The following is a 22,267-nucleotide window of genomic DNA, read 5'->3' as shown; positions in this document are numbered from 1 at the left end:
CCTTCAGCGTCTCTATCACCAGCTTCTTGCAGCGTGCTGTTGCCGGCCGGACTCGCTTCGCGGGGTCCGGCTCGCCCGATCGAAGCTCAGCGGCCGTCGGGCGTGCGCAGGCCGAACCACTTGTCCTCGACCGCCTCGTAATGCTCGGTCGGTCGATAGACGCTCGCCACGAGGTTGAGACGCTCGGCGGACAGGCGGCCGATGGCCGACAGAACGGCATAGCCGGCAACGACCTCGTCGCGGGTCGAACCGGCCAGAAGGATCTGCGCCGAGATCACGTCGGCCTGGGAGTTCAAGACGTCCAGCGTGGTGCGCTGGCCGACATTGCGCTCCTCGATGACGCCGTTGAGGGCCAGCCGCGCCGCGTCGACCTGGGCCCGGTAGCCGGTGATGTTGGCCCGCGCCGCCTGCAACTGCGCCCATGCCGTCGCCACAGCGGCCCGCACCTGGTCGCGGGCGCCATCCACCTCGATGCGCCGCTGGCCGAGGACTTCCTTGGCCTGGCGCACGACCGAACTGGCGCGACCGCCCTGATAGATCGGGATCGTCAGCTGCGCCCCGACCGAGGCGGAGACCTCGTTCTGGGTGTTTACGCGCACGCCCGGCAGGCTCTGCGGGTCGCGCTCGTTGAGGGCGTAGGTGTCGTCCACACGGCCGGTCAGGCTGAGCTCGGGCAGGAAGGCGCCTTCGGCCGACTTCACCTGGAAGGCCGCCGCGTCGACCGCTGCCAGCGTCGCCTGGATCGCCGGATGCTCCGCCTGAGAAACGCGGAAGGCCTCATCGACCGAGCGCGGCAGCACGCCGGACGGCAGCGTGCCGGCAACCAGATTATCGGGCGAATCGCCAATGATGTCGAAATAGGTCGCCTCGCTGGACGCCACCTGCGACAGGGCGCTGTTCAGGAGCGCCGTTGCGAGCGCCTGCTGGGATTCCGCCTGGGCGACATCCGTCCGCGTTCCCTCGCCGACTTCGAACCGTGCGCTGGCGGCCCGCACCTGCTCTTCGAGGAAGCCGAGATTTTCGCGGCGCAGCGCGGCGATGCGCCGGTCGCGCAGGACGTTCATGTAGGCGCTGGCGGCGTCGAACAGGACGTTCTGTTCGGTGTTCGACAGATTGCCGCGCGCCGCCCGGATCTGGGCCTGCGCCGCGGCGACGTTGTTCTGGGTCTGGAAGCCGTCGAAGATCGTCTGGTTCAGCTGCACGCCGAAACCGATCGAGTCGGTCCGGTCGCGAATCCGCGGCAGGTCGTCGCCACGGGTCGTGCGGCTGCGGCTGGCATTCGCCGAACCGACGCCGCTGATGAAGGGCCTGAGCGCCGAGCGGGCCTGCGGCACGTTCTCGTCAGTCGCGCGGAGCTGGGCGCGGGCGGCATTGAGATCCTGATTGAACTTGTAGGCCTTTGCGAGCGCCCCGGTCAGCGTTTCCGCCAGCGCCCCACTGGGAGAGGACAACAGGGTGCCCGCGGCCAGAAGCGCGGCAATCACAGTCTTGCCGATCAATGTTCATACTCCATGACGCGGCCCACTTAGGTAACGGTCACCGCCCCCGCCCCGACGTCTCCCGGAAACGTCAGACCCGGGAATGCCATTTGAGGTTTGGGCATACTAATCAGGCGCACGGCCGATCGATCAAGCGACGCGGCCCCCTGCCCGGCATTTGTTTCGCGAATCGGCAAATCTGCAACGATGCTGATCGCTCAGAAGGCGAACTCGGCCTTCCTCTGAAAGCCCGGCAGCGGCCGGATGCTGCAGTTGAATCCGAACCGGCTGCCGACGACGCCGTTGTCGTCCTTGAAGTAGAGCTTGGCTTCCGCCGCATTGCCCTGCCCCTCGACGACAACCAGACGGCCACCATCCCGAAGCTGTTCGAGCAGGGTTTCAGGCAGAATGTCGACAGAACCTTGCACGAAAATGACGTCGAACGGCGCTTCCGACGGATAGCCTTCGTTCAGTGGCCCTTCGACGACGGCGCAGGTGACATAGTCGAGCCGGGCGAGGTTCTCGGTCGCCGCTTCGGCAAGCTCCGGATCCTGCTCCAGCGAGACCACCGAGCCGGCCAGATGCGACAGCACCGCCGACGAATATCCGGTGCCGCAGCCGACATCGAGAACGACGTCGTCAGGACGGATCGCGGCCAGCTGGATCAGCTTGGCGAAGGGAGAGGCTTCCATGATGAAGCGGCCGTGGCCGAGCGGCACGTCCTCGTCGATATAGGCCAGCGGCTTGCGCGCGGCCGGCACGAACTCTTCGCGCGGCACCTCGAGGAAGGCCCGCAGGATCTCGTGGCGGGTCACGTCGGTGGTGCGAATCTGGTTGTCCACCATCCGCGTACGGGCGGCATCAAAGTCCATGGTCGACATTCCGATCTCTCGTCGCCGTTTCGCCTTGTTCTCTGTCGTTTCCTTAGTCGCGCCCTAGAAGCGAGGCAAGGCGAAGATCGCCGCAACGCACCGTTCGGCGTTGCGGCGTGACAGAAAACCGGGGCTGCCGGCGTGCCGGCATGACGATGTTCGCAGATCGGATCGGAGGGGCTTGCGAGAGCCCAATCAAATCAGTAGGTACAGCGCCGGTGAGGCCTCGTGGCGGAGTGGTTACGCAGAGGACTGCAAATCCTTGCACGGGGGTTCGATTCCCTCCGAGGCCTCCAGCTTTTTCCCCGACGTTGCATTCAAGACAGTTCGACGACCGACGGCGCCATCGCCTGTCAGCGCATGCAGCTTACTGGGCCGGGAAGAAGCGCGGGCCGATCAGGCGATAGCCTTCGGCGGTGCGCTCGACGGGCTCCTGCGGCGCGATGTTGCGGATCGTCTCCGGCCGCGGCGTCGGGATCGGCACGCCGTTGGACGCACTCTTGATGCTGCGGCTCTCGCGCGGCTCGACCGACAGCGACGCCATCTCGATCATCCCCTGCGACAGGGAATCGCCGGAGGTCGACTGGGCGCTGGCCGGAACCGTGAAGAGCGCTGCTGCCAGGATAGGGACTGCCGCAAGCTGCTTGAACATTGTATCCGCCTCTCATTCGTTTGTTGGAAAGCGAAAGGGGTCGAAGCGGAATTCGGTTCCAGATGAGCGACTTGGCGCTCAGGCGACGGTTTGCGATTCGTATACGGCCGCGCGCTTGCGCCGCATTACCTCCGGCAGCGTGTCGATCAGGTGATCGACGAGCAGCCGCACGGCCGGCAGCATGCCGCGCCGCGACGTGAACAGGAGATGCACCATGCTCTCGCCGGCATGATAATCCGGCAGCACCCGGACCAGCGCGCCTGAGGCGAGCGCGTCGTAGCAGACCGCCTGGGGCAGCATCGCGACGCCCAGCCCCTCAATGGCGGCCTCGCGGGAGACGGCGAAGTCGTTGACCAGGAGCCGCGGTTCGTGGCGGATCCGCACCGGCCGGTCGGCGCCGTCATAGAGTTCCCAGATGCTCTGGTCCTGGGTCTTCTGATGGGCGATCGTCGGCAGGCCGGCCAGATCCTCCGGTCGCGCAATGGCCGGATGCGCCGCCAGGAAGGCCGGGCTCGCCACCAGGACGATGCCGATCGGGCCCAGCTTGCGCGCCACCAGATCGGAGTTCTCCTCGAAGGCGAGATTGGCGCGGATCACCACGTCGACCCGTTCGGCAATGAGATCGATGGTCTCCAGCGACACCAGCAATTGCAGCCGCACCTTGGGATAGGCCGCGAAGAACGCCGGCAGCACGCCGGCCAGCGCATGTTCGCCGAAGCCCGGGGGGCAGCCGAGCCGAACCAGCCCACGCGGCTCGGCGGTCAGGGTCTGCGCCGCCTCCTCGGCCGCCTCGGCTTCGGCGAGCGCCGCACGGCAATGGCCGTAGAACACGTCGCCGACCGCCGTCAGCGACAGCCGACGGGCCGAGCGCTCCAAGAGCTGGACATCGAGCCGCTGCTCCAGAGCGGCGACGCGGCGGCTCAGCTTCGACTTCGGAATGCCCAGTGCCCGGCCCGCTGCCGCAAAGCCACCATGGCGCACCACGGCCTCGAAATAGAAGAGGTCATCGAGATTGGGCATGCGTTCCACCAGTAGGACGACGAGTTGCAATTCCGCCATCTACCACCGGGAACGTTCCAACAATAGGTCTGATGCATCGCATGCATTAGCGGGTTCCGGACACTGCAAAATGCAGTCCGCCGGAGCCCCCAAACCAAGGGACCATTGCCATGAAGACGCTTTCGCTCCTCGCCGCAGGCCTCGCGGCATCCCTCGCCTTCGCCGCTCCCGCCTCGGCACAGCTCGCCTCCACCGGCGACGTCGGCTACGGCCATTTCTACGGCGAGTTCCAGTCCAGCCAGCGCGCCGCGGCCGACCGCAGCGATGCGGTTCGCAGCGACGCTCGTCGCGTGACCCGCACCGAACGCCGGGCCGCACCGCACACCGCCCGTGACGCGGCGCGATTCGCGCCCGCCACCCGCACGACCGTCACGCCGCTGGCCTATCAGCCGGTCGCCAACGGCCTGTAATCGGCACCGGAGCATCCTCCCAGCTCCCGTCGCCCGCAGGGCGCTGCCGGACTTGCGGCAGCGCCCTTTTTTCCGTTGACGATGTTCATGCTTCGTTCCATCTAGCGGGCATGAGCGATACCAGCAGACCACGATCGGGGACCCTCGGCGAAGCCGCACGGCGCGGCATGCTGATCACCGCCACATGCCGCAAATGCGGCCATGCCGCCTCGTTCCTGGCGGTGGACCTGGCCATGGCCGCCGATCCGGCGGGCCCGCTGGAAAAACTGGCGTTTCGCTGCCGCGAATGCCGCGAACGCGACTGCGAGGTCGAGGCCAGGGAGCTCGATCGGGACCGCCGTCCGAATATCGTGGTGTGGCGGCCGACGCGGCTGCGCTGACGGGCAGACGGGCCGATCGCTCAGTTGCGGCGGGTTGCCCGCCAGCGGCCCCAGCGCACCGCCGTGCGGCGGCGCCACCGCCGCACCGGGCCGAGATCGACCGACAGCACCAGAAGGCCGAGGGGAATCATCCAGAAGCCGACGATCGGCAGGAAGCCGACGGTGCCGCCCAGGACCAGTGCGGCGCCCGTGGCGATCCGCAGGCCGCGCGAGGCGGGCAGCGGCATGTCGCGCCCCATCACCGCAATACGGTGCGCCTTGCGGACCGACGCTTCGTCATGGCCGCCGGCATCGGGCGCATCCTGCTGTTCGTCCATGACCTGCGGCATTCCTTGTGGCCCGTCACCTGCGCTGCGAAATGGGCGCGGCGCCCCGTCCGCACAAGCCTTTGCCGCCCTGTCGGTTTTTCCGCCATGCTGCGATGCGTTTTTTTGCCCGGACGGGTTGGCAAATGCGCAATCGCTTTGCTATAGGCACGCCAACGCGTTGGACGCGTCATTCCCCGATAGCTCAGTTGGTAGAGCGTTCGACTGTTAATCGAATTGTCGCAGGTTCGAGCCCTGCTCGGGGAGCCAGTTTCTTGAAAGCCGTCGGTCTCGCGACCGGCGGCTTTCTTCGTTTCAGCGCCCTGCTTCCCCTCTGCCGGACAGACCAAGCGCTGCCGCGATTCGGCCCGTTTGGTCGCACCGCCCTCGCCTCTCCGCGCTTTCGCGACACATGGTGCCCCATACCGGGCCGGCCGGATCACGTCGGGACAAGCGTAGGCAGCATTCATGACGCAGACATCACAAAGCGAACCGATCGTCGTCTGGCTTCGGGACGATCTCAGGCTGGACGACAACCCGGCCCTGGCCGAAGCCGCCGACAGCGGACGCCCGGTCGTGCCGCTGGTGGTTCTCGACGAGGAGAGCGACGGTGTGCGGACCCTGGGCGGCGCGCACAAATGGTGGCTGCATCATTCGCTGGACCGCTTCGGCAAGGATCTCGCCGACAAGGGGGCGCCGCTGATCCTGCGCCACGGCAAGGCGCGCGACCATGTCGTCGACATCGTCGAATCGACCGGCGCGACGACGCTTCTGATGAACCGGCGCTACGATCAGGCCTCGCGCGCCGTCGACGACGCCGTCGAGCAGGCGCTGGGCGGCGATGTCGAGGTGCAGCGCTTCACCGCCAACATCCTGCACGACCCCGACAAGGTGCGCACCAAGACCGGCGGCTGGTACAAGGTCTATACGCCGTTCTGGAAGAACCTCGCCGAAGATGAGCCCCGCGATCCGATCGATCCGCCGGACAAGCTGGCAGCGCTTCAAGACCAGCCCCGCTCGGACAGGCTGGAGGATTGGGACCTGTTGCCGACGCGTCCTGACTGGTCCGGCGGTATCGCGGCGTTCTGGGAGGTCGGCGAAGCCGCCGCGCATGAGCGCTTCGAGGAATTCTGCGACGAATGGCTGGACGATTATCCCGACGGGCGGGATCGCCCGGGGGACGACGCCACCTCGCGCATGTCGCCGCATCTGCGCTGGGGCGAGATCTCGCCCTATCGGCTCTGGCACACGGCGGAAGCCTATGCGAACCGGCGCAAGACCATTCCGGGCGACGCGCTGAAGACCTTCAAGAAGGAGCTGGTCTGGCGCGACTTCAACTATCACCTGCTCCACAATTTCGGGCCTCTCGCGACGCAGAACTACAATGAGCGTTTCGACGCCTTCCCCTGGCGCAGCGCCGAGACCGAGCTGCGGGCCTGGCAGAAGGGCCTTACCGGCTACCCCATTGTCGATGCCGGCATGCGCCAGCTCTGGGAATGCGGCTGGATGCACAATCGCGTGCGGATGATCGTCGGCTCCTTCCTGACCAAGGATCTGCTGATCGACTGGCGCGAGGGCGAGCGCTGGTTCTGGGATACGCTGGTCGATGGCGACATCGCCTCGAACACGGCCCAGTGGCAATGGATCGGCGGCAGCGGCGCCGACGCCCAGCGATATTTCCGGGTCTTCAATCCGGTCACACAGAGCCAGCGCTTCGATGGCGACGGCGACTATATTCGCCGCTTCGTGCCCGAACTCGCCGATCTGCCGGACAAGGCCCTGCACGCGCCCTGGGAGGCCGATGCCGACACCCGGGCCGAGGCCGGGGTGGAGCTGGGCAAGACCTATCCGAAGCCGATCGTCGATCACGGGACGGCCCGCAAGCGGGCGCTCGACGCCTATGGGGAAGTGAAGGGCTGAACCGCCCGGACGCCGCCGTCGCTGCCGTTACCGATTCGGTCGCCGATCTTGCATTAGCGTGCAGATTCCCGGTGCGTGGCGGCACACAAGTTTCCCGTCACGGCAATCATTGCCTTGCCACCCCCACCCGCCGGTCATAGTTTCGCGGCAGCATTCCGCATCCCGCCAATCAGGTCCCAGATGTCCCGATACAATTCCGTCCTCGACGCCATCGGCAACACGCCGCTCATCCGACTGCACAAGGCATCGGAAGCGACGGGCTGCGAGATCTACGGCAAGGCCGAATTCCTGAACCCCGGCCAGTCGGTCAAGGACCGCGCCGCGCTGTTCATCATCCGCGATGCCGAGGAGAAGGGTCTCCTGGAGCCCGGCGGCATCATCGTCGAAGGCACCGCCGGCAATACCGGCATCGGCCTGTCGCTGGTCGCCGACGCGCTCGGCTATCGCACCGTGATCGTCATCCCCGAGACCCAGAGCGAGGAAAAGAAGGACGCGCTGCGCCTGATGGGCGCCGAGCTCATCGAAGTGCCGGCGGTCCCCTACAAGAACCCGAACAATTACGTGAAGGTCTCCGGCCGCCTCGCCGAACAGCTGGCCAGGACCCATCCGCAGGGCGCCATCTGGGCGAACCAGTTCGACAACCTCGCCAATCGCGACGGCCACGTGGTCACCACCGCCGAGGAAATCTGGCACGGCACCGGCGGCGAGATCGACGGCTTCATCTGCGCCGTCGGCACCGGCGGCACCCTGGCCGGCACCGCCATGGGCCTGAAGCGCCGCTCCGGGCAGATCAAGTTCGGCATCGCCGATCCGATGGGCGCCGCGCTCTACAGCTACTACACGACCGGCGAGTTCAAGTCGGAAGGCTCGTCCATCACCGAGGGTATCGGCCAGGGCCGCATCACCGCCAATCTCGAAGGCTTCGAGCCGGACTTCGCCTACCAGATCCCCGACGACGAGGCCCTGCGCATCGTCTTCGACCTGATCACCGAGGAAGGGCTCTGCCTCGGTGGCTCGTCGGGCATCAACATCGCCGGCGCCATCCGCATGGCGAAGGAGATGGGCCCCGGCCACACCATCGTGACCATCCTGTGCGACTACGGCAATCGCTACCAGTCGAAGATGTTCAACCCGGCCTTCTTGCGCGACAAGGGCCTGCCGGTCCCCGAGTGGATCGAGCGCACGCCGCAATTCGACGTGCCCTTCGAGCCGGTGGACTGACCATGTCCGAGGCCGGAACCGAGCGCGTCTATCAGGACGATTCCTATCTTTCGACGATGGAAGCCGAACTGCTGCGCGTCGAGACCACCGCCGACGGGCGCCCCGGCCTCGTCTTCGCGCGCACCAATTTCTTCGCGGCGGGCGGCGGCCAGCCGGGCGATACCGGTTTCGTCGAGACGGCCGACGGCCGCCAGGTGAAGATCGTCGACACGGTCTACGCCGCCGACAAGACCACCATCCTGATGCTGGTCGAGGACGCGGCGACCCTGCCGCAGCCCGGCGAGACCCTGGTGCTGCATGTCGACTGGAAGCGCCGCTACAAGCTGATGCGCATGCACACGGCCTGCCATCTCCTGACGGTCGTCTGTCCGTTCCCGATCACCGGCGCGGCGGTCGGCGAGGACGAGAGCCGCGTCGACTTCGACATTCCCGAAGGCGCGCCGGACAAGGCCGAGGTCACCGCCGGCCTGATGGAACTGGTGGAGGCCAACCATCCGGTCTTCACCCGCTGGATCAGCGATGCCGAACTCGACGCCAATCCGGGCCTGGTGAAGTCGGCCAACGTCAAGCCGCCTCGCGGCACCGGGCGCATCCGCCTGGTCTGCGTCGGCGACGAAGGGTCGGTGGACACCCAGCCCTGCGGCGGCACCCACGTCCTGGAAACCGGCGAAGTCGGCGAGATCCACATCGGCAAGATCGAGAAGAAGGGCAAGGTCAACCGGCGCTTCCGCATCCGCTTCGGCCCCCTGCCCGCCTGAAACCCGTAACTGCCCTTGCCGCGACGGGAACGGGTGCGATCTACTGCGCCATCCGTTGGCCGCGGCGCTCCGTGGCACCAGTGCATGATCGAGGCGGCGCATGAGCCAGAACCCCTTCCTGATCTCTCCCGACGAACTCGCCGGCCACCTCGGCAAGCCGGGCCTCTCGGTCGTCGACGCCTCCTGGTATCTGCCGGCGCAGAAGCGTCTGGCCGAACCCGAATTCGAGACCGCCCATATTCCCGGCGCGGTGTTCTTCGATCAGGACGCGATCGTCGATCCGGCCTCGTCGCTGCCGCACACCTTGCCCGCGGCCGCCGATTTCGGCGCAGCCGTCGGCAGGCTCGGCATCCGCGAGACCGACACCATCGTCGTCTATGACGGGATGGGCCTGTTTTCCGCGCCGCGCGTCTGGTGGATGTTCCGGACCTATGGTGCGAAGGACGTGCGCATTCTCGATGGCGGCTTTCCGGCCTGGCGAGCCGGCAATCACCCGGTCGAAACCGGCAAGGTCTCGCCCGAGCCCGCCTCCTTCGAGGCCAGCTTCGACGCCGATGCCGTCGCGACCCTCGATGAGATGCGCCAGGTCGTCGACGACGGCGCGCTGCAGGTGGTGGATGCCCGCCCGGCCGACCGCTTTGCCGGCGACGCCGCCGAGCCGCGCCCCGGCGTTCGCGCCGGCCACATGCCCGGCGCCCGCAATCTGCCCTTCCTGCAGCTTGCCGAGAACGGCCGGCTGAAATCGCCCGAGGAACTGCGCGCCGCCTTCGCCACGGCGGGCGTCGATCCCGATGCACCGGTGGTGACGAGCTGCGGCTCGGGCGTGACCGCCGCCGTGCTCAATCTGGCGCTTGAAACCCTCGGCAGCCGGCAGCACCGGCTCTATGACGGCTCCTGGACGGAATGGGGCGGCGCGACCGACACACCGGTCGTGACCGGACCGTGATCCCCATGCGCCTGTTGACGACCACGGTCACCAGCCTGGAACTGCGTCAGCCGCCCGAGCGGGTGGCCTCGCCGCCGGCTTCCGACGCGGAGCTGAGCTTCCGCGAAATCCGCGACATCGCGCTCGATGCCTATCGCACGCTCTATCGCAGCGTTGGAGACCCGCATCACTGGACGTCGCGGATCCTGCCGGACGACCGCCTCGACCGGGAAATTCACGACGAGGCGACCCGCATCTTCGTGCTCCTGGCCGACGACATCGTTGCCGGCTGGTTCGAACTGGAAATGCGCCGGTCGCTGAAATCGGCCCGCATCGTCCATCTCGGCATCATGCCGGCCTTTCGCGGTCGCGGCCTTGCCGATCATCTGGTGTCCAAGGCGATCGTCACCGGATTTTCGGAAGGCGCCGAACGCCTGACCATCGAGACCAACACGCTCGACCATCCCGCCGCCCTGCCGCTGTACCGCAAGCACGGCTTTACGCCCTATGCGACGCGGATGGTCCAGACGCCGGCGATCGAATCGGTCGAGGCACTGGCCAAGGCGCACCACACGCCGGCCCCCACCAGCATGGTCGCCGGGGACGCGCCGCGATGAGGATCATCGGTGCCGCGGACGCGGATCATCTCCTGACCTGGACGGCGGTGACCGAGGCGATCCGCGAGGCGCATCGACTGCCGCAGGCCGAAATCGGCGACATGCTGCTGTCGCGCGATGGCCGCAGCCTGCTCAATCGCGGCGCCTGGATCGAAGGCCTCGGCATCGCGCTGAAATCGGTGACGGTCTATCCGGAGAATCCCCGCCGCCACCCACCGCTGCCGTCCGTACAGGGCGGCATGCTGCTGTTCGACGAGGACAGCGGCGCGCCCACGGCTCTCGTCGACGGCATTCTCGTCACCAAATGGAAGACCGCCGGCGATTCCGTCCTCGGCGCCAGGCTGCTGGCCCGCTCCGATTCGCGGCGGCTGTTGATCTGCGGCGCCGGCACCGTCGCCCGTACGCTGATCCCGGCCTATGGCGAGCTCTTCCCCGACCTCGAGCAGATCATCCTGTGGAACCGCAGCATCGACAAGGCCGAGGCGCTTGCGGCGGAATGCGCCGGCAATGCCATTCCGGTGACGGTCGCGACCGAGTTGGCGGAGGCGGTCGCTGCCGCCGACATCGTCTCCACCGCCACCCTGTCGAGAGAGCCGTTCCTGAAGGGCGAGTGGCTGAGCCCCGGCACGCATGTCGATCTGATCGGCGCCTTCCGGCCCGACATGCGCGAGGCCGACGACACGCTTCTTGAGCGCGCCGAGCTCTTCGTCGATTCCCGCCGCACGACCTTCGGCCATATCGGCGAGATCCAGATCCCCCTCGACGCCGGCACCATCACCGCCGAAGACGTTCTGGGCGACCTGCATGATCTGTGCGCCGGAACCGCCGGCCGGTCCTCGCCCGACGCCATCACCGCCTACAAGAATGGCGGCGGTGCCCATCTCGACCTGATGGTCGGCGCGCTGATCCGGCGACTGGTCGAAGCCGGCGACAGCCGCGGCTGAACGCCGGTACGGGAGCGACGATCCCGACGGTTTCACGCCGGCACCAGACGCGATAGACGAAGCCACGCCTGCCACCGCCGAACGGACGCTGCCCTTGCTCTGGAAAACGCTTATCGCTCTCGTTGTCGTCCTGCTGCTGGCCGGTGCAGCCGTCTGGCTGTTCGGACCGCGCGAACCGGTGGAAACGACGATCCGCTTCGATTCCGCCGCCATCGGCACCGATGCCGACGCCTATCTCGCGCGCACCGAGGCGGACATTCCCAATCTGCGCCCGAACGCGCAGAAGGAGATCGTCTGGGCCTATCCGGCCTCGCGCGCCCGCACCCCGGTCTCGATCGTCTATGTGCACGGCTTCTCCGCCGCCAAGGGGGAGACCCGGCCGCTCGCCGACAAGGTCGCGGCATCCTTGGGCGCGAACCTCTTCTACACCCGCCTCACCGGCCATGGCCGCGACGGCGCCGCGATGGAACAGGCCGACGTCAATGCCTGGCTCAACGATCTGGCCGAAGCGGTCGCCATCGGCCGCGAGATCGGCAACCGGGTCGTCGTCATCGGCACCTCGACCGGCGGCACGCTGGCGACCTTCGGGGCGACGCAGCCGGGCCTGATGCAGGGTGTGGCGGGACTGGTGCTGATCTCGCCGAATTTCGGCCTGCTCGACCGCTGGGCCTTTGCGCTGGACCTGCCCTGGGCGCGCGATCTCTTGCCCCTGATCGGCGGCGAGACCCGCGGCTTCGATCCGCTGAACGACTCGCAGGCGGAGAACTGGACGACGCGCTATCCGATCGGCGCGCTGGTCCCGATGGCGGCCCTGGTGCGCGAAACCCTGCGGGCCGACATCTCCGGCATCGCGCTTCCGGTCCTCACGCTGTTTTCGCCGAACGACCGGATCGTCGATCCCGCCGCGACGGAGGCGGTCATGGAACGCTGGCAGGGTCCGCGCGAAGTGGTGGAGGTGCCGGCGAGCGGCGATCCGGCGAGCCACGTCCTGGCGGGTGATATCGTGTCGCCGCAGACCACCGACGACCTCGCCGCGCGGATTGTAACCTGGATCGAGGCCCTGCCCCGGACCGACTGATCTCGGGCCGCCGCCCTGCGAGCGCCGGCGCGAAATCGGCATTGCCGGCCTTCATGCGGCCAGACCGCCCGAAACGAAAAATGACGGATGGCTGCGCGCCACCCGCCATCGATAGAGCCTGCCTCAGGCGGCGTCGCCGTTCGGTGCGCCGTCTTCGGGATGCACCGAAGCGAGAAGCTTCGCCGCGTCCTGCGCGTCCTGGGGCGTGAAGACGAGGCCAATGGGCGCGTCGCCATTGCGGATGATCAGGGCGACATTGCCGTCGGGGAGCTGCGAAACGCCCTCCAGCTTCTCCACCATGACACCCTGGATGCCGTTCTCGTTGTCGTTCTGATCGGACATGCCGTCTCCTGGTGTTCGGGGTAAGCTCTCCAACCTAATCAGTCGGCCCGAGAGTTAAACCACCGCACCCGGATTTCCCGGCATATCCATGGTCCGCCGCTGTCAGTCCGGCACCGACTGCGAGCGCAGGAAGCCATCGACGCGCTCGAGGGCCCGCACGATGTTCTCCTCCGAATTGGCGTAGGACAGCCGCACATAGCCCTCACCGAGAATGCCGAAATCCGGCCCGCCGATCAGCGCGACGCCGGCCTCCTCCAGGAGGGCCGAGGCCAGCTTCTTGGCCTTCCAGCCGGTCTGCGAGATGTTCGGGAAGGCGTAGAACGCGCCCTTGGGCGTCGCGCAGGAGACGCCCGGCAGCGCGTTCAGCCCCTCAACCACCACCTTGCGGCGCCGGTCGAAGGCCCGCATCATCGTCTCGACGTCGTCCTGCGGCCCGTCGATCGCGGCGATGCCGGCGAACTGGCTCGGGGCGTTGACGCAGGACCAGCAATTGACCGCCAGCTTGCGGATCTTGTCCATCAGCACATCGGGCCAGATCGACCAGCCCATGCGCCATCCGGTCATCGCCCAGGTCTTCGACCAGCCGTTCAGGACGATCAGCCGGTCGCGGATTTCCGGGAAGGTCAGGAGCGAGCAATGCGCCTCGCCGTCATAGGTCATCACGTCGTAGATCTCGTCCGACATGATCGCCACGTCCGGATGGTCGGCAAGGCCCTTCACCAGCTTCTCGATCTCGGCGCGCGGGGTCACGCCGCCGGTCGGGTTGGCCGGCGAGTTGAGGATCAGGAGCCGGGTCTTCGGCGTGATCAGCGACAGCGTCTCCTCGGCCGAGAAGGCGAAGCCGTTCTCCTCGCGCACCGGCACCGGCACCGGCGTCGCGCCGGTGAACTCGATCATCGAGCGATAGATCGGAAAGCCCGGATCGGGATAGAGGATTTCGGCGCCGGGCTCGCCGAACATCAGGATCGCCGCATACATCGTCGGCTTGCCGCCCGGCAGGATCATCACCGATTCCGGCGAGACCTCGATGCCGGTCGTCGCCAGCGTCCGCCGCACCACGGCCTCGCGGGTCGCGATCAGGCCATTGGCCGGCGTGTAGCCGTGATGACCGTCGCGCAGCGCCTTGATGGCCGCCTCGACGATATGCTCCGGCGTGCGGAAATCCGGCTGGCCGATGCCCAGATTGATGATGTCGCGGCCCGAATTGGCAAGGGCGGTGGCACGTGCGAGCACCGCGAAGGCGTTCTCCTCGCCGATGCGGTCGAAGGCGGAAACCGTATGCAGCATGTTCGTCTCTCGAAAGGCCCGGGCATCTGAAGGGACGCACGCGGATCCGTGGCTCGTTGGGGGTTCGCGGCGCAAAGCCGATGGGCGATCCGTATGGCATCCCCCGTCCGCTGTCGAGTTCGGCCGCCCCCCGCCGTCCCGCCGCCGGCCGGGCTCGGCGCCCGGTTGAGGCCGGTAGGGAGCCGGCGCGAAACCCGCCCCACATTCCCGCATGCGTGCTAGGCTTGACGTCGCCAGGGCCCGGCAGGTGGAGTCCGGGAACCGGCCGGCTTGCCGGAGCAGGTGCTGCGGCAGCCTCTTGAGGAGGATCACCGACGCATGAAACTTGCAACCATCAAGGATGGCAGCCGCGACGGCCGCCTCGTCGTCGTCTCGCGCGATCTCACGCAGATGACCGACGCCGCGTTCCTCGCCCGGACCCTGCAGGCGGCGCTCGACGACTGGGCGCGCGTCGCGCCGCATCTGGCGACGCTGGCCCAGAGTCTCGAAACCGGGGCGGTGCCGGCCGAGCGTTTCCACGAGCACGATGCGGCGAGCCCCCTGCCACGCGCCTATCAATGGATCGAGGCCGCGACGGACGCCGCCGGGCCCGATGACGGGCCGGAGCTCCGCCAGGGCGCGTCGGATGCGATCCTCGGCCCGCGCGAGCCGATCCTCGCCGCCGACGAGGCATGGGGCATCGATCTGGGCGGCGGCATCGCGGTGATCACCGGTGACGTGCCGATGGGCGCGGGGCCCGCCGAAGCGCGCGAGGCGATCCGCCTGGTCATGCTGGTCAATGCCGTCGCGCTGCGCGGCTCGCCCGATTCACCTGCGGGGACCGATGGCAGTCCTGGCGCGGCAAGCCCGGCCTTCTCCCCCGTCGCCGTGACGCCGGACGAACTCGGCGACGCATGGGACGGCGGCCGGCTCAGCGGCACGCTCTGCGTCGACCTGAACGGCAAGCCGCTGGGCCGGGTCGACGCGGGCATCGGCACGCGCTTCGATCTCCCGGCGCTGGTCGCCCGGGCAGCGCGGACCCGCCGCCTGGCGGCCGGCACGATCGTCGGCTCGGGCGCGATCGCCGACCGGCCGGAAGGCGGTCAGGGCGCCTCGATCGAGGCGGGCGGCTCCGGCCATTCCAGCCTCGCCGGCCTTCGCCGCGCCGAGGCGGCCGGCGGTGGCGATCCGGACACGCCGTTCCTCGGCTTCGGCGACACGGTGCGCATCGAGATGCTGGACGAGCGCCGGCATTCGATCTTCGGCGCCATCGAGCAAAGCGTCGAAAGCGCCTGACCAACTGACGGCACGCGTTCCCGGCTCGGTCGGGAACGCGCTCCCCTTCCCGTCGGCGCGGACCTCCGCTCTGCCTATTGCAGCAGGCGCGGCAGCAGCAGCGAGATCGCCGGGAAGGCGATCAGCAGCAGCACCCGCACGATCTCCGATCCGAAGAACGGCATCACGCCCTTGAAGGTCTCGCGCATCGGCACGTCCGGGGCGAGCGAGTTGATGATGAAGACGTTCAGCCCCACCGGCGGGGTGATCAATCCGAGTTCCACCACGACCAGGATGATGATGCCGAACCAGATCTTGGTCTCCTCGGGGCCGAGCCCGAAATCGAGCCCGGCGACGACCGGCCAGAAGAACGGGATCGCCAGGATCACCATGGAGAGGCTGTCCATCAGGCAGCCGAAGATCAGGAACGCCACGATGATCAGGGCAAGGATCTGGAACGGCGCGAGGCCGCTCTCCTGAAGGAAGCCGGCCGCCGCCTGCGGTACGCCGGCGCGGGCCATGAAGATCTTCAGGAGTTCGGCGCCAAGCAGGATCAGGAAGATCATGCCGCTGGTGCGCGCAGTCTCAAGCAGCGCCTCGACGAAGCTGCCCCAGTTCAGCCGTCCAAGCCCGAAGCCGTAGATGCCGACGAGGAAGACGCCGATCGCGGCGGCCGCCGTCGGGCTGTAGATGCCCGCATAGATGCCGCCGATGACCACACCGAAGATGATCCCGACCGGGATCACCGCGATGCTCGCCGCCACCAGTTCCTGGCGCGGCACCGCCTCACCCACCGGGCCGGAGCCCGGGACGAAGCGGACATAGATGGCGATCGTCGCCATGAACATCAGCATCGCCAGGATGCCCGGGATCAGCGCAGCGGCGAACATCGTGACGATGTTGGTCTCCACGATGATGGCGTAGACGATGAGCACAACCGAAGGCGGAATCAGGATGCCGAGCGTGCCGCCGGCGGCGATCGTGCCGGTGGCCAGCGACGGCGAGAACTTGTAGCGGCGCAGTTCCGGCAAGGCGACCTGCCCCATGGTCGAGGCCGTCGCCGTAGACGAGCCGGACAGCGCGCCGAAACCGGCGCAGGCCGCGACCGCCGCCATGGCGACACCGCCGTGGAAGCGTCCGAGCCAGGCATTGGCAGCGCGGAAGAGATCGCGCGACAGGCCGCAGCGCGACGCCAGCCCACCCATCAGGATGAACATCGGCAGCACCGACAGATCGTAGTTAGAGAACTGCGCGTAGGCGAGGTCCTTGAGCTGGTACAGAAGCACCGTCGAGCCCGACTGGATCGCCGTGCCGGCCATGCCCACCAGGATCATCGTGTAGGCGATGGGCACCCGCACGGCGATCAGGAACAACAGCAGCAGAAGCCCGAGAATGCCGAGCAGGAACGGGTCGATCATCGTGGTCTACTCGCTCGCTGTCGCAGAAGTGTCCTCGGTCCATTTCGGCTGGCCGCGCATGCCGGCGACGCCGTCGAGGATCGTCACCACGGCCGCGAGAAACAGCAGCGCGAGCGACAGGAGGATGGGCGGGAAGGCGGTCCACAGCGGCAGCTTCAGAACCGGCGTGACCTCCGGATACTGGATGTAGCTGCCGAAGCCGTAGGACATCTGGCGCAACAGCAGCAGCGCGAAGGCCGCCGCGAAGATCGCCGAGAACAGCGCCATCGCCGCCTTCGCGCCCGCGCTCATGCCCTCGGTGAAGATGTCCACCGTCACGTTGGCGCCGGCGAGCTGGCAGTAGGGCAGGAACATGAAGATGACGATGGCGACGAAATGCTTGACCAGTTCGTGGTCGGCCGGAAACGGCACCGAGAAGGCGATGTTCGAGCCGGCGCTGAGCGCCGTCATCACGGCCAGCCCGGTCAGAAGGACGCCGCCGGCCAGCGCCCAGTAGCGCACGAGGCGTGCGACCAGCCGGACGCCTGCGGCGAGCCGGCCGGTGCGGCGGGGCATGACTGCCCCGCCGCCATTTGTGTGGTCGCGGACCATCAGGACTTGTGCTTGTCCATGGCCGCCCGCGCCGCCGCCACGAGGGCCGCGGAATCGAAGTCGGTGTGGTCGGCCTGCCATTTGTCGACGACCGGTCCGAGCGCGTCGTTGAAGGTCTGCATCTCCTCGGCGGTGAGCTGGATGTGCTCGTTGCCGGCGTCGACCGCGACCTTGATGCCGTGATCGTCGGCACCGCGCCAGATCTCGGCGACCTTGCGCAGGAACGCCTCGTCGGAATTCTTGTCGAACACCGCCTTCAGATCGTCCGGCAGCGCTTCCCAGCGACCCTTGTTCATCGAGACCTGGAAGGTCGTCGTGCCGAACCGGTTCTTGTCCGGTCCCTCGATCTGGTACTGGGTGACCTCCTGCAGCTTCAGCGGCGGAATGATCTCCCAGGGGATCAGCGCCCCGTCGACGGCGTTGGTCGACAGCGCCTGCGGCAGATCCGGTACCGGCATGGTGACCGGGGTCGCGCCCATCGCGGTGACGACGTCGTTCCCGGTCGGCCCCGGCACGCGCAGCTTCTTGCCCTGGGTATCGGCGACCGTGCGCACAGGGCTGTTGGCCATCTGGATGGCCTGCCCGGCATGGACGTGGTTGAACAGGAGATGCACCGGCTCGTATTCGGGCGCCAGATATTCATCATACATCTCGCGCATCGCCAGATTGGCCGCGGCGATGTCGTTGGTGAAGATCGTCGGCAGCTCGAACACTTCCGAGCGCGGGAAGAGGCCGGGCGTATAGCCGTTCACCGTCCACACGATGTCGACGACGCCGTCGGCGACCTGCCGGAAGAGCTGCGGCGGCGCGCCGCCAAGGGTCATCGAGGGGTAGATCTCGATCTTCACCCGGCCGCCGGAATCGGCCTCGATCGACTGGGCCCAGGGCTCCAGCATCTGGCTGTGCGCCGGCGCCTTGGGGCCGAGGAAGTGATGCAGCTTCAGCGTCACTTCGGGCTCGGCCGCCCAGCTCTTGCGCATCAGCGCGGGGGCAGCGAGCACGCCCGCCGTCGCCGCCAGGAACTGCCGTCTCTTCATCCCCAACATCGCGTCCTCCTCTTCGCTTGTTCCGGACAACACCGTCGGGTGCTCCGGTACCGGGTGCGGTTCGTCTCCCGCCGCCTCCCGCTCACCTCGCTCAACCTCCGGCTGTGCCGGCAAACTCGTTTTGCTTCCAACTAGATTGTCACGCCGCGCGGGGCTTAGCCACCCCTTCCCCATCGCCATGCGACCATCGTCGGAGAACCGCTGGACGGCAAGCGGTGCCAGCCATCCCGGCCCGCATGCGCCCGGTTGCTCGCGACCCCGACGTTCGTCATGCGGATGCCAGCCAGACGTCGAGAACCGCCGAGCGTCCCTGGTTGCGCACCATGTCGAACGCCTCGGCCACCGCAGCCTCCATCTCGTCCGGCCGCTCGACGCGGCGCGCATGGGCGCCGCCGGCCGCCGCGGCGATATCGGCATAGCGTGGCGGCGGGTCGAAGCCGATGTCGAGATCGTCAGCCCGGCTGGCATAGCCGTCGGGATGGACGCCCATCGCCGAGAAGCGCGGCGCCTTCCAGCCCCGGTTGTTGTAGACGATCTGCACGAACGGGGTACCGTATTTGGCCGCCATCCAGTGCACGCTGGACGGCACCGAGAACATGTAGGAGCCGTCGCCGGTCATCGCGACGATGGTCTTGTCCGGCGCCGCGAGCTTGGCGCCGATGGCCGCGCCGCCGTTCCAGCCGAGCGAGCCGCCGCCGGAGGTGAAGATCGAGCCCGGCGCGGTCATCCTCATGTGGTTGAAGATCACCGGGTAATTGGTGATGCCCTCATTGAGGACGATGGTGTCGGCATCGATGTGCCGGCGCACGCAGGCCGTCGCGAATTCCGGCGTGATCGCGTCCGGCGCGCCGGCTTCGAGCGCGACAAGGCCCTCGCGCCGGACCGCGCTGGCGGCAGCATGATGGCGGCTGCGTCGCTCGACGATCTCCGCCGCCGGCTGCCGTGCGTCGAGCCCGGCATTGAGCTGTGCGAGCGCCGTCGCGGCATCGGTGCGGAAGGCGTGGCGCGCACCGATATACCAGAGCGGCATCGCCTCCTTCAGCGGATCGACGTCGAGATGGATGATCGTCGCATCCGCAGCCGGCCTGCTGATGGTCGGGATCCACGGCACGTCGCTGTCGATGACGATGACGCAGTCGGCTTCGGCCAGCGCCGCGTTCTGGCGTGGCTCGTTCCACTGGTTGCCGCGATAGAACGGATGGTCGTGCGGGAAGTTCATGGCGTTCGGCACCGATTCCAGAACGCCGATGCCGAGACGTTCGCAGAAGCGGACGAGCTCGGGCACCGCCTCAGGATTGCGTCCGACATAGGAGGTCACCACCAGCGGTCGCTCGGCGTTCGCGACCGCGTCGAGGATGGTGCCGACCGCCGCCTCGGGCAGTGCGGCAGGGGCAAGCGCGCCCCACTGGCCGGGATCGATCGTCACTGGCTCGGCGAGTTCCTCCTCCATCACCTCGCGCGCGCCCATCAGATAGACCGGGCCGCGGGGTTCGGAGCCGGCGAACTGCATGGCTCTGTGGACAAGCTGCTTGACGTTGCGCCCGGTGCGCACCTCATTGTCGTATTTCATGTAGCCGCGCACGATGCCGCGCTGGTCGTGGACATCCTGGATCCACTGGATGAACTCGTTGCGGCTGCCGCGCAGCTCGCCTTCCTGGGTGAAGGGCGAGGCGCCGGCGAAGATCAGCATGGGCACCCGGCCCCTGGCGGCGTTGTGCACCGCGCCGGCCAGCGCCTGGGTGCCGCATTCGACGTGGACGATGACCGCCTGCGCCTGCCCGGAGACCTGCGCGAAGCCCTGCGCTGCGCTCATCCCGGCCATCTCGTTCGGACAGGTGATGACGCGGAGAACCGGGCGGCCCATGGCGCGGGCCTCGGCGATCGCCTCGATCAGCCCGGGATGGTCGCTGCCAAAATTGACGAAGAGATGGGTGACCCCCGCTTCCATCAGGGCTTCGAGAAAGGCGGTGCTTGCGGTGTACATCGGCGACGTTCCTCTCAATCCAGCGCGGCGATCAGGCGGCGCAGCATGTCGAGAAGCGCGGGCTTGCCCGCCCCGACGATGGCATCCAGCTCCCGGTCGTGGCGGGCGGCGCATTCGGCCAGATGCGCCAGCTTCTCGCGGCCCTTGTCCGTCAGGTGCAGACCGTGGCTGCGGCGGTCGGCGGTGCTCGGACAGCGCCGGATCAGCATCGCCCGGTCGAGGTCGCGCAGCACCGGCGTCAGGGTGGACTTGTCGCGGCCGGCTGCGCGGCTCAGCGCCAGCGGCGTGACGCCCGGATTGTCGTTGATCAGCGACAGCACGGCGAAATGGCCGGGCCGCAAATCGGCCTGCGCCGCATGGCGCTTGAAGGACTTGAACGAAGCGTTCTGGGCAAGCTGAAGATGGAAGGCGATGTAATCGTCCAGCGCACCGCGGCGGACCGGATCGTCGCCGCGCGAAGGACTGTCCGGCTCCGCGGACCGTCGTGTCGCTGACATGCTTCCCCTCCCAAGGCCGCCGGGCGAAACCGCCCGGGTCGCCGCAAGGGCGACCATGCCCGGAGGCTAGGCGAGAGAATGACCCGCCGCAACTAGTTTTATCACAAACCAGTTTCGGGCAGCGGCAAGCAGGGGTTGCCGGCGCCCAGGTCGATTTCCCGTGCCCGAATGACGAACGGCCCGGGCGCTGGAGAGCACCCGGGCCGCCGGTCGTGTCGTCGATGAGCGGGTGACCGCCCTCCCCGTCGAGCGGGTCAGGCGTCAGCCGACGGCGAGGCTTACCCGCCTAGCGGCCCCAGCGCAGGACCAGCGGGTCGAGCGTCCGGGCAAGCTCCAGGAGACCCGCGCGCGTATCCGGATGGGCCGGGGCGATCGGCTTGCGCACCGCGTCTGAGGCGATGATGCCGCCTTCCTTCATCAGGATCTTCGCCGTGGCGAAGCTGGTCTGGCGGTTCTCGTAATTGATCAGCGGCAGCCAGCGGGCATAGGCCGCGACGGCCGCTTCGCGGTCGCCGGCGAAATAGGGATCGATGATCTGCCGGATGCCGTCGGGAAAGCCGCCGCCGGTCATGGCGCCGGTGGCGCCGGCGTCGAGATCGGCCATCAGCGTGATCGCCTCCTCGCCGTCCCACGGCCCTTCGATCGCGTCACCGCCGAGCGCGATGAGTTCGCGCAGCTTGGAGGCGGCGCCGGCTGTCTCGATCTTGAAATAGGAGACGTTCTCGATCTCGGCGGCCATGCGGGCGAGCAGGGCCGGCGGCAGCGGCGTGCCGGCGACCGGCGCGTCCTGGATCATGATCGGGATGGAGATCGCGTCGGACAGCGCCTTGAAGAATTCGAAGACCTGCTTCTCGCCAACCCGGAAGGTCGCGCCGTGATAGGGCGGCATCACCATGACCATGGCGGCACCGGCGGCTTCCGCCGCCTTGCAGCGGGCGACGCACACATCGGTGGAGAAATGGCTGGTGGTCACGATCACCGGCACCCGGCCGGCGACATGCTCCAGCGCCAGATGCACCTGCTCGTCGCGCTCGGCATCGGACAGGACGAACTGCTCGGAGAAGTTCGCCAGGATGCAGATGCCGGTCGAGCCGGCGTCGATCATGAAGTCGAGCGCCCGGCGCTGGCCCTCAAGATCGGGCGCACCGTCCTCGGTGAAAATGGTCGGCGCGACGGGATAGACCCCGCGATAGGGCCGGACGGCGGAACATGCGGTCATCGTGTTTCCT

Annotated in this window: 23 protein-coding genes and 2 tRNA genes; 12 read left to right on the top strand and 13 right to left on the bottom strand. The window is 67.8% G+C overall.

Annotation, left to right across the window (positions count from 1 at the left end; all coding sequences use genetic code 11):
• Positions 1-86: 86 nt before the first annotated feature.
• Positions 87-1,499, bottom strand: coding sequence for a TolC family outer membrane protein (locus tag H9Q09_RS10575; protein ID WP_187390994.1), 1,413 nt, complete (start codon positions 1,497-1,499; stop codon positions 87-89).
• A gap of 197 nt (positions 1,500-1,696) precedes the next feature.
• Positions 1,697-2,350, bottom strand: coding sequence for a protein-L-isoaspartate O-methyltransferase (locus H9Q09_RS10570; protein WP_187391071.1), 654 nt, complete (start codon positions 2,348-2,350; stop codon positions 1,697-1,699).
• A 222-nt stretch (positions 2,351-2,572) separates the two neighbouring features.
• On the opposite strand from H9Q09_RS10570, the gene H9Q09_RS10565 reads away from it, so the two are divergent.
• Positions 2,573-2,646: transfer RNA gene (locus H9Q09_RS10565), tRNA-Cys, on the top strand.
• Positions 2,647-2,717: 71 nt separating this feature from the next.
• Here H9Q09_RS10565 and H9Q09_RS10560 read toward each other — a convergent pair.
• Both H9Q09_RS10560 and H9Q09_RS10555 read right to left on the bottom strand, forming a co-directional pair.
• The gene (locus H9Q09_RS10560) at positions 2,718-3,002 is read right to left on the bottom strand and encodes a hypothetical protein (RefSeq protein ID WP_187390993.1); all 285 of its coding nucleotides are present in this window, start codon (positions 3,000-3,002) and stop codon (positions 2,718-2,720) included.
• Between the two features lie 78 nt (positions 3,003-3,080).
• Entirely contained in the window at positions 3,081-4,022 is a 942-nt protein-coding gene (locus tag H9Q09_RS10555) for a LysR family transcriptional regulator (RefSeq protein WP_187390992.1), read from the bottom strand.
• Between the two features lie 149 nt (positions 4,023-4,171).
• Between H9Q09_RS10555 and H9Q09_RS10550 the strand changes: the two genes are divergently transcribed.
• Together H9Q09_RS10550 and H9Q09_RS10545 are read left to right on the top strand one after the other, a co-directional pair.
• Positions 4,172-4,471, top strand: a complete 300-nt coding sequence (locus H9Q09_RS10550) for a hypothetical protein (protein WP_187390991.1) — start codon at positions 4,172-4,174, stop codon at positions 4,469-4,471.
• A gap of 110 nt (positions 4,472-4,581) precedes the next feature.
• Positions 4,582-4,851, top strand: a complete 270-nt coding sequence (locus H9Q09_RS10545) for a hypothetical protein (protein ID WP_187390990.1) — start codon at positions 4,582-4,584, stop codon at positions 4,849-4,851.
• A 20-nt stretch (positions 4,852-4,871) separates the two neighbouring features.
• On the opposite strand, the gene H9Q09_RS10540 is transcribed toward H9Q09_RS10545, so the two are convergent.
• A complete protein-coding gene (locus tag H9Q09_RS10540) occupies positions 4,872-5,090 on the bottom strand; it encodes a hypothetical protein (protein ID WP_187391070.1) in 219 nt (72 codons plus the stop codon).
• 260 nt (positions 5,091-5,350) lie between these two features.
• On the opposite strand from H9Q09_RS10540, the gene H9Q09_RS10535 reads away from it, so the two are divergent.
• From H9Q09_RS10535 to H9Q09_RS10500, 8 genes are all read left to right on the top strand, one after another.
• Positions 5,351-5,426: transfer RNA gene (locus tag H9Q09_RS10535), tRNA-Asn, on the top strand.
• A gap of 198 nt (positions 5,427-5,624) precedes the next feature.
• On the top strand, positions 5,625-7,076 hold the full coding sequence (locus H9Q09_RS10530) for a deoxyribodipyrimidine photo-lyase (RefSeq protein WP_187390989.1): 1,452 nt from the start codon (positions 5,625-5,627) through the stop codon (positions 7,074-7,076).
• A 180-nt stretch (positions 7,077-7,256) separates the two neighbouring features.
• Positions 7,257-8,297 (top strand): cysteine synthase A, encoded by a 1,041-nt coding sequence (locus H9Q09_RS10525; protein WP_187390988.1) that lies wholly within the window; start codon positions 7,257-7,259, stop codon positions 8,295-8,297.
• Between the two features lie 2 nt (positions 8,298-8,299).
• Positions 8,300-9,055, top strand: coding sequence for an alanyl-tRNA editing protein (locus H9Q09_RS10520; protein ID WP_187390987.1), 756 nt, complete (start codon positions 8,300-8,302; stop codon positions 9,053-9,055).
• A 100-nt stretch (positions 9,056-9,155) separates the two neighbouring features.
• Positions 9,156-10,001, top strand: a complete 846-nt coding sequence (gene sseA / locus H9Q09_RS10515; protein WP_187390986.1) for a 3-mercaptopyruvate sulfurtransferase — start codon at positions 9,156-9,158, stop codon at positions 9,999-10,001.
• A gap of 5 nt (positions 10,002-10,006) precedes the next feature.
• A complete protein-coding gene (locus H9Q09_RS10510) occupies positions 10,007-10,597 on the top strand; it encodes a GNAT family N-acetyltransferase (RefSeq protein WP_246716095.1) in 591 nt (196 codons plus the stop codon).
• Positions 10,594-11,541: an ornithine cyclodeaminase gene (locus H9Q09_RS10505; protein WP_187390985.1), complete on the top strand. Its 948-nt coding sequence runs from the start codon at positions 10,594-10,596 to the stop codon at positions 11,539-11,541. Before H9Q09_RS10510 ends, H9Q09_RS10505 begins: the two co-directional genes overlap by 4 nt.
• 94 nt (positions 11,542-11,635) lie before the next feature.
• A complete protein-coding gene (locus H9Q09_RS10500; protein ID WP_187390984.1) occupies positions 11,636-12,619 on the top strand; it encodes an alpha/beta fold hydrolase in 984 nt (327 codons plus the stop codon).
• A gap of 123 nt (positions 12,620-12,742) precedes the next feature.
• On the opposite strand, the gene H9Q09_RS10495 is transcribed toward H9Q09_RS10500, so the two are convergent.
• The gene (locus H9Q09_RS10495) at positions 12,743-12,961 is read right to left on the bottom strand and encodes a hypothetical protein (RefSeq protein WP_024351475.1); all 219 of its coding nucleotides are present in this window, start codon (positions 12,959-12,961) and stop codon (positions 12,743-12,745) included.
• A gap of 102 nt (positions 12,962-13,063) precedes the next feature.
• A complete protein-coding gene (locus H9Q09_RS10490; RefSeq protein WP_187390983.1) occupies positions 13,064-14,248 on the bottom strand; it encodes a pyridoxal phosphate-dependent aminotransferase in 1,185 nt (394 codons plus the stop codon).
• Between the two features lie 318 nt (positions 14,249-14,566).
• Here H9Q09_RS10490 and H9Q09_RS10485 point away from each other — a divergent pair, with 318 nt between their 5' ends.
• Positions 14,567-15,523, top strand: a complete 957-nt coding sequence (locus tag H9Q09_RS10485) for a fumarylacetoacetate hydrolase family protein (protein WP_187390982.1) — start codon at positions 14,567-14,569, stop codon at positions 15,521-15,523.
• Positions 15,524-15,597: 74 nt separating this feature from the next.
• Here the strand turns inward: H9Q09_RS10485 and H9Q09_RS10480 are convergent, their stop codons facing one another.
• The 6 genes from H9Q09_RS10480 to H9Q09_RS10455 form a co-directional block, all read right to left on the bottom strand.
• Entirely contained in the window at positions 15,598-16,920 is a 1,323-nt protein-coding gene (locus H9Q09_RS10480; protein WP_187390981.1) for a TRAP transporter large permease, read from the bottom strand.
• Between the two features lie 6 nt (positions 16,921-16,926).
• Positions 16,927-17,475, bottom strand: coding sequence for a TRAP transporter small permease subunit (locus H9Q09_RS10475; protein ID WP_246716094.1), 549 nt, complete (start codon positions 17,473-17,475; stop codon positions 16,927-16,929).
• 35 nt (positions 17,476-17,510) lie between these two features.
• Positions 17,511-18,557 (bottom strand): TRAP transporter substrate-binding protein, encoded by a 1,047-nt coding sequence (locus H9Q09_RS10470; RefSeq protein WP_187390979.1) that lies wholly within the window; start codon positions 18,555-18,557, stop codon positions 17,511-17,513.
• A 268-nt stretch (positions 18,558-18,825) separates the two neighbouring features.
• The gene (locus H9Q09_RS10465; RefSeq protein ID WP_187390978.1) at positions 18,826-20,541 is read right to left on the bottom strand and encodes a thiamine pyrophosphate-requiring protein; all 1,716 of its coding nucleotides are present in this window, start codon (positions 20,539-20,541) and stop codon (positions 18,826-18,828) included.
• Between the two features lie 14 nt (positions 20,542-20,555).
• The gene (locus tag H9Q09_RS10460; protein WP_187390977.1) at positions 20,556-21,038 is read right to left on the bottom strand and encodes a MarR family winged helix-turn-helix transcriptional regulator; all 483 of its coding nucleotides are present in this window, start codon (positions 21,036-21,038) and stop codon (positions 20,556-20,558) included.
• Between the two features lie 286 nt (positions 21,039-21,324).
• Positions 21,325-22,257 (bottom strand): dihydrodipicolinate synthase family protein, encoded by a 933-nt coding sequence (locus tag H9Q09_RS10455; protein ID WP_187390976.1) that lies wholly within the window; start codon positions 22,255-22,257, stop codon positions 21,325-21,327.
• Positions 22,258-22,267 lie beyond the last annotated feature (10 nt).

The sequence above is a fragment of the Aurantimonas sp. DM33-3 genome (genome assembly GCF_014334315.1).
GTDB classification, from domain to species: Bacteria; Pseudomonadota; Alphaproteobacteria; order Rhizobiales; family Rhizobiaceae; genus Aurantimonas; species Aurantimonas coralicida.
This window is presented reverse-complemented; position numbering and strand designations above follow the sequence as displayed.

Excerpts from the sequence above, each read along its gene's own strand:
- H9Q09_RS10470 (WP_187390979.1), bottom strand. The coding sequence starts at position 18,557 with ATGTTGGGGATGAAGAGACGGCAGTTCCTGGCGGCGACGGCGGGCGTG.
- H9Q09_RS10460 (WP_187390977.1), bottom strand. The coding sequence starts at position 21,038 with ATGTCAGCGACACGACGGTCCGCGGAGCCGGACAGTCCTTCGCGCGGC.
- H9Q09_RS10495 (WP_024351475.1), bottom strand. The coding sequence starts at position 12,961 with ATGTCCGATCAGAACGACAACGAGAACGGCATCCAGGGTGTCATGGTG.
- sseA (WP_187390986.1), top strand. The coding sequence starts at position 9,156 with ATGAGCCAGAACCCCTTCCTGATCTCTCCCGACGAACTCGCCGGCCAC.
- H9Q09_RS10540 (WP_187391070.1), bottom strand. The coding sequence starts at position 5,090 with ATGGGGCGCGACATGCCGCTGCCCGCCTCGCGCGGCCTGCGGATCGCC.
- H9Q09_RS10570 (WP_187391071.1), bottom strand. The coding sequence starts at position 2,350 with ATGGACTTTGATGCCGCCCGTACGCGGATGGTGGACAACCAGATTCGC.
- H9Q09_RS10455 (WP_187390976.1), bottom strand. The coding sequence starts at position 22,257 with ATGACCGCATGTTCCGCCGTCCGGCCCTATCGCGGGGTCTATCCCGTC.
- H9Q09_RS10480 (WP_187390981.1), bottom strand. The coding sequence starts at position 16,920 with ATGATCGACCCGTTCCTGCTCGGCATTCTCGGGCTTCTGCTGCTGTTG.
- H9Q09_RS10465 (WP_187390978.1), bottom strand. The coding sequence starts at position 20,541 with ATGTACACCGCAAGCACCGCCTTTCTCGAAGCCCTGATGGAAGCGGGG.
- H9Q09_RS10520 (WP_187390987.1), top strand. The coding sequence starts at position 8,300 with ATGTCCGAGGCCGGAACCGAGCGCGTCTATCAGGACGATTCCTATCTT.
- H9Q09_RS10555 (WP_187390992.1), bottom strand. The coding sequence starts at position 4,022 with ATGCCCAATCTCGATGACCTCTTCTATTTCGAGGCCGTGGTGCGCCAT.
- H9Q09_RS10530 (WP_187390989.1), top strand. The coding sequence starts at position 5,625 with ATGACGCAGACATCACAAAGCGAACCGATCGTCGTCTGGCTTCGGGAC.
- H9Q09_RS10485 (WP_187390982.1), top strand. The coding sequence starts at position 14,567 with ATGAAACTTGCAACCATCAAGGATGGCAGCCGCGACGGCCGCCTCGTC.
- H9Q09_RS10560 (WP_187390993.1), bottom strand. The coding sequence starts at position 3,002 with ATGTTCAAGCAGCTTGCGGCAGTCCCTATCCTGGCAGCAGCGCTCTTC.
- H9Q09_RS10505 (WP_187390985.1), top strand. The coding sequence starts at position 10,594 with ATGAGGATCATCGGTGCCGCGGACGCGGATCATCTCCTGACCTGGACG.
- H9Q09_RS10510 (WP_246716095.1), top strand. The coding sequence starts at position 10,007 with ATGCGCCTGTTGACGACCACGGTCACCAGCCTGGAACTGCGTCAGCCG.
- H9Q09_RS10525 (WP_187390988.1), top strand. The coding sequence starts at position 7,257 with ATGTCCCGATACAATTCCGTCCTCGACGCCATCGGCAACACGCCGCTC.
- H9Q09_RS10475 (WP_246716094.1), bottom strand. The coding sequence starts at position 17,475 with ATGCCCCGCCGCACCGGCCGGCTCGCCGCAGGCGTCCGGCTGGTCGCA.
- H9Q09_RS10490 (WP_187390983.1), bottom strand. The coding sequence starts at position 14,248 with ATGCTGCATACGGTTTCCGCCTTCGACCGCATCGGCGAGGAGAACGCC.
- H9Q09_RS10545 (WP_187390990.1), top strand. The coding sequence starts at position 4,582 with ATGAGCGATACCAGCAGACCACGATCGGGGACCCTCGGCGAAGCCGCA.
- H9Q09_RS10550 (WP_187390991.1), top strand. The coding sequence starts at position 4,172 with ATGAAGACGCTTTCGCTCCTCGCCGCAGGCCTCGCGGCATCCCTCGCC.